Origin of the sequence: Streptomyces fractus, from assembly GCF_049844455.1 — a bacterium.
GTDB classification, from domain to species: Bacteria; Actinomycetota; Actinomycetes; order Streptomycetales; family Streptomycetaceae; genus Streptomyces; species Streptomyces fractus.
Window position 1 is genome coordinate 2,156,849 of sequence record NZ_JBMYHI010000002.1, and the last position, 15,125, is coordinate 2,171,973.

The 15,125-nt window shown below is 69.5% G+C and carries 14 protein-coding genes; 8 read left to right on the plus strand and 6 right to left on the minus strand.

The genetic code is table 11. The features are described 5' to 3' along the window. Window positions 1-49: 49 nt before the first annotated feature. Window positions 50-1,423, minus strand: coding sequence for a cellulose binding domain-containing protein (locus tag ACP4E5_RS11630; RefSeq protein WP_425827668.1), 1,374 nt, complete (start codon window positions 1,421-1,423; stop codon window positions 50-52). Between the two features lie 655 nt (window positions 1,424-2,078). On the opposite strand from ACP4E5_RS11630, the gene ACP4E5_RS11635 reads away from it, so the two are divergent. Then, window positions 2,079-2,300, plus strand: coding sequence for a hypothetical protein (locus ACP4E5_RS11635; RefSeq protein ID WP_422472244.1), 222 nt, complete (start codon window positions 2,079-2,081; stop codon window positions 2,298-2,300). Window positions 2,301-2,331: 31 nt separating this feature from the next. Here ACP4E5_RS11635 and ACP4E5_RS11640 read toward each other — a convergent pair whose 3' ends face one another. Beyond that, entirely contained in the window at window positions 2,332-4,200 is a 1,869-nt protein-coding gene (locus ACP4E5_RS11640; RefSeq protein ID WP_425827670.1) for a rhamnogalacturonan lyase, read from the minus strand. A 43-nt stretch (window positions 4,201-4,243) separates the two neighbouring features. Further along, complete coding sequence (locus ACP4E5_RS11645; RefSeq protein ID WP_425827674.1) at window positions 4,244-4,744, minus strand: WYL domain-containing protein; 501 nt, start codon at window positions 4,742-4,744, stop codon at window positions 4,244-4,246. 113 nt (window positions 4,745-4,857) lie between these two features. Here ACP4E5_RS11645 and ACP4E5_RS11650 point away from each other — a divergent pair, with 113 nt between their 5' ends. Beyond that, complete coding sequence (locus tag ACP4E5_RS11650; RefSeq protein ID WP_425827676.1) at window positions 4,858-5,094, plus strand: hypothetical protein; 237 nt, start codon at window positions 4,858-4,860, stop codon at window positions 5,092-5,094. Here ACP4E5_RS11650 and ACP4E5_RS11655 read toward each other — a convergent pair. Both ACP4E5_RS11655 and ACP4E5_RS11660 read right to left on the minus strand, forming a co-directional pair. Continuing rightward, window positions 5,067-5,774 (minus strand): class I SAM-dependent methyltransferase, encoded by a 708-nt coding sequence (locus tag ACP4E5_RS11655; RefSeq protein WP_425827678.1) that lies wholly within the window; start codon window positions 5,772-5,774, stop codon window positions 5,067-5,069. The genes ACP4E5_RS11650 and ACP4E5_RS11655 overlap by 28 nt on opposite strands. Before the next feature lie 101 nt (window positions 5,775-5,875). Further along, window positions 5,876-6,178 (minus strand): 4a-hydroxytetrahydrobiopterin dehydratase, encoded by a 303-nt coding sequence (locus tag ACP4E5_RS11660; RefSeq protein WP_425827680.1) that lies wholly within the window; start codon window positions 6,176-6,178, stop codon window positions 5,876-5,878. A 38-nt stretch (window positions 6,179-6,216) separates the two neighbouring features. Here ACP4E5_RS11660 and ACP4E5_RS11665 point away from each other — a divergent pair, with 38 nt between their 5' ends. Continuing rightward, window positions 6,217-7,092, plus strand: coding sequence for a helix-turn-helix domain-containing protein (locus tag ACP4E5_RS11665; RefSeq protein ID WP_425827682.1), 876 nt, complete (start codon window positions 6,217-6,219; stop codon window positions 7,090-7,092). Here the strand turns inward: ACP4E5_RS11665 and ACP4E5_RS11670 are convergent. Then, window positions 7,008-7,424 (minus strand): hypothetical protein, encoded by a 417-nt coding sequence (locus ACP4E5_RS11670; RefSeq protein WP_425827684.1) that lies wholly within the window; start codon window positions 7,422-7,424, stop codon window positions 7,008-7,010. The two genes, ACP4E5_RS11665 and ACP4E5_RS11670, sit on opposite strands and share 85 nt — an antisense overlap. A gap of 191 nt (window positions 7,425-7,615) precedes the next feature. Here ACP4E5_RS11670 and ACP4E5_RS11675 point away from each other — a divergent pair, with 191 nt between their 5' ends. From ACP4E5_RS11675 to ACP4E5_RS11695, 5 genes are read left to right on the plus strand one after another with little or no spacing between them, the layout of a single operon-like run. Further along, the gene (locus ACP4E5_RS11675) at window positions 7,616-11,302 is read left to right on the plus strand and encodes a nitrate reductase subunit alpha (RefSeq protein WP_425827686.1); all 3,687 of its coding nucleotides are present in this window, start codon (window positions 7,616-7,618) and stop codon (window positions 11,300-11,302) included. Further along, window positions 11,302-12,933, plus strand: a complete 1,632-nt coding sequence (narH, locus tag ACP4E5_RS11680; protein ID WP_425827688.1) for a nitrate reductase subunit beta — start codon at window positions 11,302-11,304, stop codon at window positions 12,931-12,933. Before ACP4E5_RS11675 ends, narH begins: the two co-directional genes overlap by 1 nt. Further along, window positions 12,933-13,520, plus strand: a complete 588-nt coding sequence (narJ, locus tag ACP4E5_RS11685; RefSeq protein ID WP_425827689.1) for a nitrate reductase molybdenum cofactor assembly chaperone — start codon at window positions 12,933-12,935, stop codon at window positions 13,518-13,520. Before narH ends, narJ begins: the two co-directional genes overlap by 1 nt. After that, complete coding sequence (narI, locus tag ACP4E5_RS11690) at window positions 13,517-14,239, plus strand: respiratory nitrate reductase subunit gamma (protein ID WP_425827691.1); 723 nt, start codon at window positions 13,517-13,519, stop codon at window positions 14,237-14,239. Before narJ ends, narI begins: the two co-directional genes overlap by 4 nt. A 21-nt stretch (window positions 14,240-14,260) precedes the next feature. Next, entirely contained in the window at window positions 14,261-15,124 is an 864-nt protein-coding gene (locus ACP4E5_RS11695) for a helix-turn-helix domain-containing protein (protein ID WP_425827693.1), read from the plus strand. The last annotated feature ends 1 nt before the right edge of the window (window position 15,125 follow it).

Sequence of the window (15,125 nt, forward strand, 5' to 3'; positions counted from 1 at the left end):
GTTCCTGGTTCCTTTCAGGGGGTTGGATTTCCTCGGGCGGTCGGTTCGGTCAGTTGCCGAGGGTCTTCAGGTGGTCGCGCAGGCCGACCCCGAAGTTGGTCGGCGTGCCGTCGTAATCGCTGATCAGCGAGGGACCGGAGGAGCAGTCCCAGGTGTTCCAGGTCCAGCCGAGGTACGACAGCTTCCGCTCGTCGAACCACTTCATGACCCGGTCGATGAAGGCGTGGGAGCAGGTGTTCTCGCCGATCTCCCCAGCCACGAGCGGGACCTGCGCCGCGACGGGCGCGAGCTGCTCGGCCCAACAGGCCTCCCCTGCACATGTGTTGAAGTTGTAGACGTGCCAGGCCGCGGCGAGATTTCCGGCCGGGTCGGACGGCTTGTGGGCGAGCCACTGCCGCAGGTCGTTGGAGTAGGCGAGGCCGCCCGCCAGGATCAGGTTCGGGGCACCCGCCGCGCGCACGGCGTCCACCAGGTCCTGCATGCCGGCGACTTCAGGGCGCGCCTTGAAGGTGTCGGCCACCGACGACCAGAAGCTCGGCGCGTACTTGGCGTCCGGCATCGGCTTCTGGCAGCTCGCGTGCACATCGGAGCAGCCCGCCGAGTTGCCGGTGTACTGACCGTACGACCAGTGCATCTCCAGGACGGGTGTCATGCCGTTGGCCGTGACGCGGTCGACCAACTGCTTGATGGCTGAGCGGTAGTTGGCACCTCCGTACTCGGGCTTGATGTTGTCGAGGCCGAGCCAGCACTCCTCGTTGAGCGGGATGCGGACGGCGTTCGACTTCCAGTCGGCGATCGCCTTGATCGCGGCGTCGTCGACGGGGCCGTCGAAGATTCCGTGGCCCTGTACGCACATGAACTCGGCGCCGGAGCGGTTCACGCCGAGGATCCGCCGGGTGGCCCCTGAGGCGTCGACGAGCTTGTTGCCGGACACCTTCAGGGCCGGGGCGGCGCCGTCACCGGGGCCGGTCGGATCCGTCGGATCGGTCGGATCGATCGGGCCCGTGGTGTCGGTGTCGCAGGTCGTGCCGTTCAGCCTGAAGGCGGTGGGCACAGTGTTGGCGCCGGACCACGAGCCCACGAAACCGGCGGACACGGAGGCGCCCGTAGGGAGCGCGCCGTTCCATGTCTCGTTGCCCGCGGTGACCGTCGTGCCGGACTGGGACCACTTGGCGCTCCAGCCCTGGGTGACCTTCTGGCCGTCGGCGAAGCCGAAGGAAAGGCTCCAACTGTACTTCGCAGCACCGTTGTTGGTGACCTTCACGGCACCCTGGAAGCCGTCCCCCCACTGCCCGGTGACGGAGTACTCGACCGTGCAGGCGGGGGCGGCGGCGGACGCGGATGCGGTGCCGGCCAACGGGATCAGCGTGGCCGCCGAGACGGCACACACCATGAGTAACGCACTGTGCGGGGGGTGTCGCATGAGCGATTCCTTGCAGCTCGGACACGTACGGCCACGGCCGGCGCGTCGACTGGTGGATTCGCTCCCACTGGTTGCTGGGTGACTTTAGAGAAGGAACTGCCGTCAAGCAACAGACGAGTTCCGAACTTTCGCTGTCGAATTTATTCGACTCCTCAAGCCTCTTGACCGCCAATTACCCCGTCCGCATCCTTGGGAGCGCTCCCACTGGTTCACGCATTTCCGAGTCGCATCAGGAGGAACACGCCGCGCAAGAGACCGGACAAGAGACGACCCCGGCGACGCCGTTCCGCCATCTGCCGTATCCACAGCGGGAGTTGGGCGTTTGGCGGCGCCACCTGCCGGGCCGACGATCACCACGAAGGACGCCGGATATCAGGGCAGAATTGTGGCCGGCTCCGCCACTTCGGCCGACGCGCAATTCTCTTTCAGTGGCTCGAATTCAGCGCCCACCAATTTCGCGCGGAGCTGCTCGATCAACGCCCCGCTGAAGGCGGCTCCGTATTACCGGGCCGGGCAGCCCTCCCCTCTCCGGGGGCCGCCCGGCCCGGTCCCGACGTGCGCCTGTACCGGCCTTGCTCAGGCCTTGCTCAATTCACGTGTCGCGCTTCCCTTCCCGGGCATGATCGGACGCGTCGGACGATCAAGGAGAACAATCATGGCCAAGCCGGTGCGGGCGTCGTTGGGTGACATGTGGATCACCTGTCTGGTCTGCAAGAACGACCAGTTCCGGGAGCGGAACGTGAAACTGAACAGCACCGGCGGCGAGTTCCTCAAGCTGGCCTGGGCGGACGAGAACGCCTCCGGGCTGATCTGCTGGAAGTGCGGCTACGTGCATCTCTTCGCGAACCGGGAGATCAAGCTGCACCGCGTGGACTGACCGCAGGGGCGCCTCGCCCGCCGTCAGGACGTCACGGCGTCGTGATCGTCGGCCGTGGTGCCGTCGGCATCTTGTCGCCGATGAAGAAGCTCGGGTGCGGGGGCTGGTTGTAGGCGGTGTTCTGCCAGGCGAGTGCCGTGCGGTACGTGGTGTCGTGCAGCAGCGTCGTGATGCGGGTCGATGTCTCGACCGGCGTCGAGTAGATCCGCAGCGCCGTGTTGTCGGTCGTCGGCCAGACGACCTCCTCGCGCCAGTCGCCGAGGATGTCACCGGAGAGGGCCGGCGTGGCCTTCGTGCCGTTGTTGGAGTGGACGCCGGAGCCGGTCAGGAGGCGGGTGTCGGACGACGTGCCGTACTTGTCGATGTGTGTGCCGTCGAGGAGTTCGCGGGTGGTGTCGCCGTCCCACCAGGCCAGGAAGTTGGTGGAGGACGGTTTGTGCGAGTTCACGACCGTGCCCTTGGTGTCACGGACGCCGGACTCCGCCGACGACCAGGACTCGGCGCCCGCGCTTCCTGACCAGATGTCACCGGACACACCACGGCCGTTGTCGCCATTGGCGCCCGTCTTCCAGATGACACCACCGGTCTTGGCGTCGGCCAACCAGGAGGACGGCTTGGAGCTGTCCTCGTCGACCTTGAACTCCTCAAGGCCGGGCCGAGAGGGGTCGAGGTCACCGACGTGCATGGCGTCGCCGTGGCCGTTCTTGGTCGTCCACAGGCCCGACCCGTTGTCGTCCACCGCCATGGCGCCGTAGACGATCTCGTCCTTGCCGTCGCCGTCGACGTCCGCGACGGACAGCTGGTGGTTGCCCTGCCCGTCGTACCCCTTGCCGGAGTTGGTAGAGGAGTTGGTGTCGAAGGTCCAGCGGCGCGTGAACCTTCCGTCCCGCCAGTCCCAGGCCGCGATGACGCTGCGCGTGTAGTAACCGCGCGCCATGATGAGCGAGGGCCGGGCCCCGTCGAGGTACGCCGTACCGGCGAGGAACCGGTCGACCCTGTTCCCGTACGAGTCTCCCCACGACGACACCGTGCCGCGCGCGGGGACGTAGTCGACGGAGCCCATGGCGGCGCCGGTCTGCCCGTTGAACATGGTCAGGTACTCGGGCCCGGACAGCACGTAACCGCTCGAATTCCGGTGGTCGGCGGACGAGTTGCCGATGACGGTCCCCTTCCCGTCCTTCGTCCCGTCGGACGTCTTCATGGCGACCTCGGCCTTGCCGTCGCCGTCGTAGTCGTACACCTGGAACTGCGTGTAGTGGGCGCCCGAGCGGATGTTCTTGCCGAGGTCGACGCGCCACATCCGGGTGCCGTCGAGCTTCACCGCGTCGACGACGGTGTTGCCCGTGTAGCCGGACTGCGAGTTGTCCTTGGCGTTGGTGGGCTGCCACTTGAGGACGAACTCGAGGACACCGTCACCGTCGAGGTCGCCGACGGAGGCGTCATTGGCCTCGTAGGTGTACGCGACGCCGTCGGGTGTCGTGCCACCGGCGGGCGGCGAGATCGGCACGTCCTTGTACCCGCTCCGGAGCTGGATCGCGTGCGCCGAGTCGGCTTGTTCCGTGCCGTTCACGACGGCCCGCACCGTGTAGTCGGCGGAGCTGGGCGCGCCGTCATGGAAGAAGTTCGTGGAACCGCTGATCGGCGCGGAGTTGACCTTCGTACCGGCGCGGTAGACGTTGAACGCCACGTTGTCCGGGTCGGTGCCGAGCCACCGCCAGCTGACGAGGTTCCCTGCGTCGGTGTGCACGCTGACCAGGCCGCGGTCCAGCCTCTCGGCCTGACGGGCGGTGGCGGCGGAGGCGTCGTCACCGGGCAGCAGCGTCAGCCCTGTAGCGGCGAGAGCGGCGGCCGTGGTGGCGGCGAGCAACAGACGACGGCGTCTGCGGTGGGGGCGGGGCATCGGCGCTCCTGGGGGTGTGAGTCGTACAGATCCTTACGACCCCTCAGTTGCCGCTGTGTACCGATGAGTTGCCGGTCTCCGTGCCCGCATACATGCGAGCGAGCGCCCGCGCCGTCGCCGCGATCCGATCACGCAGCTCGGCTGGCTCAAGCACCTCGATGTCCGCGCCGAGGCGCAGGAACTCGTCGTGCGCGTGGCCGATCGACTCGATGGGCAGCCGGGCGCGCAGCCTGCCGTCGGCCTCGGTGCGGCCTGTGACGCGCGCGGCTCGCGCTGCGGCCCCGGTGAGCCGGTCTGCCGCACCGGGGGCGAGGCGCACGACGGCCTCAGCGGTGTGCAGACGCTGGTGGAAGTCCGTCTGGTACGCGGCCCAGAACGCGGCCAGGTCGAAGCCGTCGGGCGCGCTGAACTCCTCGCCCGTCGCGCGCAGTTCGAGGATCTGGTCGACGCGGTAGACGCGCGGGCCGCCCGTCCCGGCCGACGCCACGACGTACCAGCGGCCGGCCTTGAGCACGAGCCCGTACGGCTCCAACCGCCGCTCCACGTCGGTCGGTTCGCGCCAGCTGGACGGGCCTCACGCTCCGTCTGTTCGACCCGGCGACCCGCACCTGGTCCCTGAACTGGTCCACCGACCGCACGGGCCGCCTCTTCCCGCCCGTGCTCGGCGGCTTCACGGACGGGCTCGGCCTGTTCCACGGAGACGACTCGCACGACGGCCGGGACGTACGGGTGCGGTTCACGTGGTCCGGGATCAGCGCGACGACCGCGCGCTGGGAGCAGGCGTTCTCCGTCGACGAAGGGCGGACGTGGCTGCCGAACTGGACGATGGACTTCACGCGGCGGGCCGGGACCTCTCAGGTACCCGTTCAGGCCGAGAACGCCAGCAGGGTGTAGACCGGGTCCGGTCGTGCCGTCTGCCGGTCCGGCAGCGCCTCAAGGCGTGCCGCCAGGTCCGCGCCGCCCTTCGCGTAGATCCGCCCGGCCCGCACCTCCCGTGCGAGCCGCGCCGGCGTGCGGCCCTGGCCGTGTCCGACGAAGGTGGCGGAACCCTGCGGGCGCAGGCCATGCTCGGCGGCGATCGTCGTGATGCGCTCGGTCGCGTCGGTGGGTGGGCGGCGGCCGTGGGGTGCGACGAGGGCGCAGATGTCACTGCCGACCAGGTGTGCCGCCGCCTTGTCGACCGTCGTCACGAACACGCCGCCGGGGCGCAGCACGCGGGCCGCCTCGGCGAGGACCGGTGCCGCGTCGTCCAGGAGGTGCAGCAGCCAGACGGCGGTCACCGCGTCGAACGTGGCGTCCGCGAAAGGCAGTTGCCGGGCATCCGCCTGGAACGCCGCGCCGGACAGGCGGGGTGCGGCGGCCCGCAGCATGCCGCTCGACCGGTCCACGCCCATGGGGCGCAGGCCGGGGCGCGTCATGCGCCGGGTGACGAGGCCGGTGCCGCAGGCCAGGTCGAGGAGGGTGCGGGCGCCTGCCGGCACGAGGCCGAGCACGGCCTCCGCTGCCGCTTGAGCGCGGGGCTCGCCGCCGCGGGTCGCGTCGTACCGGGCGGCTTCCTCGTCGTAGTCGAGCACGCCGGGGACTCTAGCCCAGGAAGTTCCCCCACCCCGCCCCTTCCCGAAACCGGGGCTCTGCCCCGGACCCCGCTCCTCAAACGCCGGAGGGGGTTAAACGCTTAAACGGCATGCGCCGCCGCCAGCTTCTCCACCTTCTCCGCCAGCTCGAAGTCCTTCGCCGTCAGCGCGCCGCCCGCGTCGTGCGTGTTCACCGCGAGGGTCACCGTGTTGTATCCGAGTGTCAGGTTCGAGTGGTGGTTCAGGTCCTCCTGGGTCTGCGCGATGTGCACGACCAGCGCCGCCGCCGCGAAGTGCGAGCCGAGGCGGTACGTGCGCGTGAGCGCGCCGTCGTCCACGGACCAGCCCGGCAGCTCGGTGAGGCGGTCCTCGATGTCCTTCTGGGAGAGCGGTTCGGTAGGCATGCCTCCAGCGTGCCACCGGATCCGGTTACGGTCTTCCCATGACTGCCCCCGCGCGCAAGAACTCGTCAGAAGTGGGTGTCCTGTTGCGCGGCTGGCGGGAGCGTCGCCGGGTCAGCCAGCTGGAGCTCGCGCTGCGGGCGGACTCGTCGGCGCGGCACATCAGTTTCGTGGAGACCGGCCGCTCGCGGCCCAGTGAAGACCTTGTCATGCGGCTCGCCGAGCACCTCGACGTACCGATGCGGGAGCGCAACGCCCTTCTGCTGGCCGCGGGTTACGCCCCGCGGTTCAAGGAGACGCCACTGGACGATCCCTCGCTCGGAATGCTGCGCGAGGGACTCGACACGCTGCTGCGCGGCTACGAGCCGTATCCGGCGTTCATCGTCGACGCGACGTACGACGTGATCGCGGCGAACGACGGCATCGCCCTGCTGATGTCCTCGGCGCCCGAGCACCTGCTCACGCAGCCGCTGAACGCGATGCGGCTCACCCTGCACCCGGAGGGCCTCGCGCCGCGGATCAGGAATCTGCGCGAGTGGCGTGGGCATCTGCTGGCACAGATGGAGCAGCAGATCACGCTGACCGGGTCGGACGCGCTGCGGGAGCTGTACGAGGAGGTGGCCGCGTATCCGCTGCCGCCGGGCGCGACCGGGGACGGACCGGCCGCGCCCGTGCTGCCCTATTTCGCGCTGCCCATGGTGATCGAGCACGAGGGGCATGTGCTGTCGTTCGTGTCGTCGATCTCGACGTTCAACACGCCGATGGACGTGACGGTCGCCGAGCTGGCCGTGGAGACGCTGCTCCCGGCCGACCCGGCGACGGCGAAGTACCTTCACTCCGCGCTGGGCTCAGCGCGCAGCGCCGCGTACTGGAGCGCCGCGAATACGGCCACCACGACGGCCTGCAGTGACCCGTAGACCGTCCCGGCGGTGCTCGGGTCCAGCCAGGCGAACAGGGCGACGAAGCTGAGCACCGTCCAGGCGAGATTCACCTCGATCACGGTGCGCACGCCGAGCGCGGACGGGCTGCTCCGCGCGGCGAGCGCCCCGACGGCGGCGGCATACGCGATCAGACCGACGCCGAGACCCAACAGCAGCCCCGGATCGATGCCGAGGAAGCGGCCGATCGGCCCGGAGGCGGCGACGTAGGCGAGGCCGTTGACGCCGGTGCCGAGCGCGTCGGCGCCGAGCAGGCGGCGCAGCCAGGGGCGGGCCTGTACCGGGGTGGTGGCGAGCGTGGTGGCGGACATGGGATCACCCTCCGTCATCGGTTCGGTGACACCACCCTGCCCGCGCCCGGGTGGCGGGTCGATTACGTCCGGGGTAATGGCCGGGGCCCGTACGCGGGGCCGTCCGCTCCGACTCGTACGGGCCCGGCCGAAGTGTGCCCCGCACATAACGCCATTAGCGTGCCCAGAACGGGATATCGAGGGAGCAAACGGTGACGGACACGACGCGCACCCCGACCGAGCCGGACGCCGCGCTGCTGCGCGCGGGGCGGTTCTTCCGGCGGGGGACGGCGGCGCCCGACCTGCACAGCGTGCAGATCAAGGGCGGCCGGGACGGGGACGTCTTCTATCGGGACCGCTGGAGCCACGACAAGGTCGTGAACTCCACGCACGGGGTGAACTGCACCGGCTCGTGCCGGTGGAAGGTGTATGTCAAGGACGGCATCATCACCTGGGAGACCCAACAGACGGACTATCCGAGCGTGGGCCCCGACCGGCCGGAGTACGAGCCACGCGGCTGCCCGCGCGGCGCCGCGTTCTCCTGGTACACGTACTCGCCGACCCGGGTCCGCTACCCGTACATCCGCGGTGTGCTCGTGGAGATGTACCGGGAGGCGAAGGCGCGGCTGCACGACCCGGTGCTCGCGTGGGCCGACATCCAGGCCGACCCCGAGCGGCGGCGCAGGTACCAGCAGGCCCGCGGCAAGGGCGGCCTGGTGCGGGCCACCTGGGACGAGGCCGTGGAGATCGTCGCCGCGGCGCATGTGCACACCATCAAGACGTACGGTCCCGACCGGATCGCCGGCTTCTCCCCCATCCCCGCCATGTCGATGGTGTCGCACGCGGCGGGCGCCCGGTTCCACTCGCTGATCGGCGCCCCGATGCTGTCGTTCTACGACTGGTACGCGGACCTTCCGGTGGCCTCGCCGCAGGTGTTCGGCGACCAGACCGACGTCCCCGAGTCGGGTGACTGGTGGGACGCCGCGTATCTGATGATGTGGGGCTCCAATGTGCCGGTCACCAGGACGCCCGACGCGCACTGGATGGCCGAGGCGCGGTACCGCGGCCAGAAGGTCGTGGTCGTCGCGCCCGACTACGCCGACAACACGAAGTTCGCCGACGAGTGGCTGCACCCGCACCCCGGGACCGACGGCGCCCTCGCGCTCTCCATGGGGCATGTGATCCTCAAGGAGTTCTTCGTCGACCGGCAGACGCCGTTCTTCACGGACTACGTCAAGAAGTTCACCGACCTGCCGTTCCTGGTGACGCTTGAGGAGCGGGACGGCGCGTACGTGCCGTCGAAGTTCCTGCGCGCCACCGACCTCGGGCAGGGCGGCGAGGGCGCCGAGTGGAAGACCGCCGTGCTCGACGAGGCGACGGGTCAGCCGGCCGTTCCGAACGGTTCCCTCGGCTTTCGCTGGACCGAGTCGGGCAAGGGCAAGTGGAACCTCGAACTGGGCAATATCCAGCCGACGTTGACCCTGCACGACTCCGACGTGGCGGGCGGTGTCGAGGTACTCCTCCCCCGCTTCGACACCGACGGCGGCACGCACGGGCAGGGCCGCGGCGAGGTCGTGCGGCGCGGTGTGCCGGCGACCCGGCTCGGCGGCCAGAGCGGCCCGCTGGTCACGACCGTGTTCGACCTGCTGCTCGCGCAGTACGGCGTCGGCCGCGAGGGCCTCCCGGGCCAGTGGCCGACCTCGTACGACGACGCGGAGACGCCCGGCACCCCGGCCTGGCAGGAGATCCACACGTCCGTACCGGCCGCCAAGTGCGTAAAGATCGCGCGGGAGTTCGCGAGGACCGCCGAGAAGTCGCGCGGGCGTTGCATGATCCTGATGGGCGCGGGCACGAACCACTGGTTCCACTCCGAGACCACCTACCGGGGCTTCCTCTCCCTGCTTCAGCTCACCGGCTGCCAGGGCAGGAACGGCGGCGGCTGGGCGCACTACGTCGGCCAGGAGAAGTGCCGACCGGTCACCGGCTGGGCCTCGCTCGCCTCTGCCAACGACTGGTCGCGGCCGCCGCGCCAGATGATCGGCACCGGGTTCTTCTTCCTCAACACCGACCAGTGGCGCTACGACCGGTTCAGCGCGGACGTGCTCGCGTCCCCGCTCGGCAAGGGCGCCTTCGAGGGCATGACGGGCGCCGATGTGCTGGCCCTGTCGGCGCGTTCGGGCTGGATGCCGTCGTATCCGACGTTCGACCGCAGCTCCCTCGCGCTCGGCGAGCAGTCCGTCGAGGACACCGTCGCCGAACTCAAGGCGGGCACGCTGAAGTTCGCGTGCGAGGACCCCGACGCGCCGGAGAACTGGCCGCGCGTGATGACCCTGTGGCGGGCGAACCTGCTCGGCTCGTCCGCGAAGGGCGCCGAGTACTTCACCAAGCACCTGCTGGGCACCCACTCCTCGCTGCGCGCCGAGGAGGCATCGCCCGAGGAGCGGCCCACGACGGTGACCTGGCACGACGAGGCCCCCGAAGGCAAGATCGACCTGCTCACCTCCCTCGACTTCCGGCAGACGTCCTCGACGCTGCTCTCGGACGTGGTGCTGCCGGCCGCCACCTGGTACGAGAAGCACGACATCGCCTCCACGGACATGCACCCCTACGTGCACTCCTTCACGCCCGCCGTGGACCCGCCGTGGCAGGCCCGCAGCGACTTCGACACGTTCAAGGCGCTCGCCCACAAGCTGAGCGAGCTGTCCGCCCAACACCTGGGTGTGCGCAAGGACTTGGTGGCGGCGCCGCTCCAGCACGACACCCCGGGCGAGATCGCGCAGCCCGGCGGCGTCGTCCTCGACTGGCGCAAGGGCGAGTGCGAGCCGGTGCCCGGCAAGACGCTGCCGAACCTCACCGTGGTCGAGCGCGACTACACGGCGATCGGCGCCAAGTTCACCGCGCTCGGCCCGCTGGTCGAGCAACTGGGCCTTCCCGCCAAGGGCATCGCCCTCAAGCCCGACCAGGAGGTCACGGAGCTGCGCGAGCGCAACGGCACCGTGCGCGGCGGCCCCGCCGACGGCCGGCCGTCCCTCGACACGGCGGTCAAGGCGGCGAACACCATCCTCGCCCTGTCCGGCACCACCAACGGCCGCCTCGCCACCCAGGGCTTCCACACCCTTGAGGCCCGTACGGGACAGGAGATGGCGCACCTGTCCGCCGAGCACGAGGGCAAGCGTGTCACCTACGCGGACACGCAGGCGGCGCCCGTCCCCGTGATCACCTCCCCCGAGTGGTCCGGCAGCGAGTCCGGCGGGCGCCGCTACACGGCGTTCACGCTCAACACCGAACACCTCAAGCCGTGGCACACCCTCACGGGCCGCCAGCACTTCTTCATCGACCACGACTGGATGCACGAACTGGGCGAGGCGATGCCGACCTACCGGCCGCCGCTCGACATGAACCGGCTGTTCGGCGAGCCACGCCTCGGACCGGACGGGGAGAAGGAGGTGACGGTCCGTTACCTCACCCCGCACAACAAGTGGTCCATCCACTCCGAGTACCAGGACAACCTGTTCATGCTCGCGCTGTCCCGCGGTGGCCAGTCCATCTGGATGTCCCCGCAGGACGCCGAGTCGATCGGCGTCAAGGACAACGACTGGATCGAGGCCGTGAACCGCAACGGCGTCGTCGTCGCCCGCGCGATCGTCTCGCACCGCATGCCGGCCGGCACGGTCTACATGCACCACGCGCAGGAACGCACCGTGAACGTCCCGAAGGCCGAGGCGAGCGGCAAGCGCGGCGGCATCCACAACTCGCTCACCCGACTGATCCTCAAGCCGTCCCATCTCATCGGCGGCTACGCCCAGTTGAGCTGGGCGTTCAACTACCTCGGCCCGACGGGCAACCAGCGCGACGAGGTCACGGTCATCCGCCGCCGCTCCCAGGAGGTCCAGTACTGATGCGCATCATGGCTCAGGTCGCGATGGTCATGAACCTCGACAAGTGCATCGGCTGCCACACCTGCTCGGTCACCTGCAAGCAGGCGTGGACCAACCGCAACGGCATGGAGTACGTCTGGTTCAACAACGTCGAGACCCGCCCCGGGCAGGGCTATCCGCGCCGCTACGAGGACCAGGAGAAGTGGCGCGGCGGCTGGGAGCTGAACAAGAAGGGCGCCCTGAAGCTGAAGGGCGGCGGCCGGTTCAAGAAGCTCCTCGGCATCTTCTCCAACCCGAAGCTGCCGGAGATCAAGGACTACTACGAACCCTGGACGTACGACTACAAGAACCTCACCGACGCCCCGCTGGGCGACGACTATCCGGTCGCCGAGCCCCGCTCGATGATCAGCGGCAAGCCGATGAAGATCGAGTGGTCCTCGAACTGGGACGACAACCTCGGCGGCTCCGCCGAGTACGGCGACCTCGACCCGATGGTGGAGAAGACCCGCGAACAGGCGGCGGAGAAGGTCAAGTTCCAGTTCGAGCAGACCTTCATGTTCTATCTGCCGCGGATCTGCGAGCACTGCCTCAACCCGTCGTGCGTCTCGTCCTGCCCCTCGGGCGCGATGTACAAGCGGGTCGAGGACGGCATCGTCCTCGTCGACCAGGACTCGTGCCGCGGCTGGCGGATGTGCGTCACCGGCTGCCCGTACAAGAAGGTCTACTTCAACCACCGCACCGGCAAGGCCGAGAAGTGCACGCTGTGCTACCCGCGCCTCGAGGTGGGTCTGCCGACGGTCTGCTCCGAGACCTGCGTGGGCCGGCTGCGCTATCTCGGCGTGATGCTCTACGACGCCGACAAGGTGACGGAGGCCGCCTCCTCGACGAACGAACACGACCTGTACGAGGAGCAGTTGGGCGTCTTCCTCGATCCGGAGGACCCCGCGGTGCAGCGGGCCGCCGAGGAGGCCGGCATCCCGTACGACTGGATGGAGGCGGCGCGGCGCTCCCCCGTGCACGCGCTCATCAGCAAGTACAAGGTGGCGCTCCCGCTGCACCCGGAGTACCGGACGATGCCGATGGTCTGGTACATCCCGCCGCTCTCCCCCGTCGTCGACGCGCTCACCGAGACCGGGCACGACGGCGAGGACCACGCGAACCTGTTCGGCGCGATCGACACCCTGCGCATCCCGCTCGAGTACCTGGCGGAGATCTTCACCGCGGGCGACGTCGGCCCGGTGCGGGCGTCACTGGAGAAGCTCGCGGCGATGCGCTCGCACATGCGGGCCATCAACCTCGGTGACCTGCCGGACAGTTCGATCGCCGAGTCGATCGGCATGTCACCGGACGAGATCGAGGACATGTACAAGCTGCTCGCCATCGCCAAGTACGAGGACCGGTACGTGATCCCGACCGCCGCCGTCGGCGACGCGCAGCGCCTCGAGGAGTCGGCGCTGCCCGCCGACACCTGCTCGCTCGACCACGAGGGCGGGCCCGGCATGGGCGGCGAGGGCCCCTTCGGCGGCGACTCCGGGTCGACCGTCGCGGACGGCCGCAAGCTGCTGCCCGTCGTCTCCGTCGAGAACTTCCAGCTCAGCAAGGAACGGCAGACCGCGGACAGGACCGAGACAGTGACCACGGAGGACAGCTGATGACCGACCGGACCTCCCTGCTCCTGCAGGCTTCCGCGCTCTGTCTCACGTACCCCGACGAGGAGTTCTACCAGCGGCTTCCGCTGATCCGCGCGGCCGCCCCGCCGCTCGCCCCCTTCGTCGAGCACGCCGAGGCCACACCGATGCAGGACCTGGCCGCCCACTACGTGCAGGTCTTCGACTTCAAGAACCGGCACAGCCTGTATCTGACGTGGTGGCGCGACGGCGACACCAGGCGGCGCGGCATGTCCCTGGTGCGGATGAAGGAGGTCTACCGGGAGCACGGCATGGAGTTCACCGGCGAGGAACTCCCCGACTTCCTGCCCGCCGTCCTCGAATTCTCCGCGCAGGCGGGCACGTTCCTGCTGGAGGAGAACCGTGCGGGCCTCGAACTGCTGCGGTTCGCCCTCACCGACCACGGCACCCCGTACGGGGTCGTCCTCAACGCGGTGTGCGCCGCCCTGCCCGGCCCCTCCCCCAAGGACCGGGCCGAGGCGCAGGCGCTCGCCCGGTCCGGGCCGCCCCAAGAGAACGTCGGCCTCGAGCCCTTCGCCCTCCCCCTCCTCGAAACGGAGCACGCGCGGTGAACACAGCGCTCTTCGGCGTCCTGCCCTACGTCGCGTTCGTCCTGCTGATCGCCGGCACCGTCTGGCGCTACCGCTACGACAAGTTCGGCTGGACGACGCGCTCGTCACAGGTCTACGAGTCGAAGCTGCTCAACATCGCGTCACCGATGTTCCACTACGGCATCCTCTTCGTGCTCGTAGGCCACATCGTCGGCCTGTTCATCCCGGAGTCGTGGACCGAGAAGGTCGGCGTCAGCGAGCACACGTACCACATGTTCTCGCTGATCGGCGGCACCCTCGCGGGTGTGCTCGCGGTCGTCGGGATCGCGATGCTGGTGTACCGGCGCCGCACCAAGGCGCCGGTGCTGCGGGCCACGACGCGCAACGACAAGACCATGTACGTGTTCCTGCTCGGGGCGATCGTCCTCGGCATGACGGCCAAGCTCACGCACTCCGGCGGCAACGGCTACGACTACCGGCAGACCATCGCCCCGTGGTCGCGCAGCCTGTTCACGCTGAGCCCCGACGTGACGCTGATGGACGGCGTGCCCGTTCTCTATCAGATTCACGCAGTAGTGGGCATGCTACTGATTGCGCTGGTACCGTTCACCCGGCTCGTGCATATGTTCAGCGCGCCGGTGCAGTACCTGTTCCGCCCGTACGTCGTTTACCGCAGCCGCGACCCGCGGCGCCTCGGCGCACGGCCGGAGCGTCGGGGGTGGGAGCGCACCGGCTCCTAACTCCTGGGGGGACGTACCAAGGTGAGTGAACGTCGGCCCGCGCCCACGGTGGGCCAGGTCGTCCTCGGCCGCCGCCTGCGCGATCTGCGCGAGGCCCGCGGGCTCAAGCGCGAGGAGGCGGCCCGGCCGCTGCGCGTCGCGAGCGCGACGATCCGCAGGATGGAGACCGCGGAGGTCGCGCTCAAGATCCCCTACGTGCAGATGCTGCTGGAGCTGTACGAGGTGCCCGAGCGGGAGATCGAGGCCTTCGTCGCGCTCGCCGAGGACGCGAACCTGCCGGGCTGGTGGCAGCGGTTCCACGACGTGCTCCCCGACTGGTTCAGCCTGTACGTCAGCCTGGAGGGCGCGGCTTCGATGATCCGCGCCTACGAACCGCACTTCGTGCCCGGCCTGTTGCAGACCGAGGAGTACGCGCGGGCCGTCTTCGACGCCGGCACGGTGGGCCGCTCCCGGCCCGAGGAGGTCGACCGGCACATCGACCTGCGGATGGCCCGCCAGTCGCTGCTCGACCGGGAGGACTCGCCGCACCTGTGGGTCGTCATGGACGAGACGGTGCTGCGGCGCCCGCCCGGCACCCCCGATGTGCTGCGCGGCCAGCTGGACCGGCTCATCGAGGCGGCGGAGCGCCCCAACGTGACGCTCCAGATAGCCGAGTTCGCGACGGGGCCGCACCCCGGCACGTTCGGCCCGTTCACCCTGTTCCGGTTCCCGGTCAGGGAGCTGCCGGACATGGTCTACAGCGAGTACGTGACCGGGGCCCTGTACCTGGACGCGCGGGACGAGGTCGGCATGCACCTGGAGGTCCTCGACCACCTGGTGGCCCAGGCGGCCGGGGCGGGGCGGACGCTGGAGATCCTGCGCGAGACGCGCGATCGCCTGGGGTGAA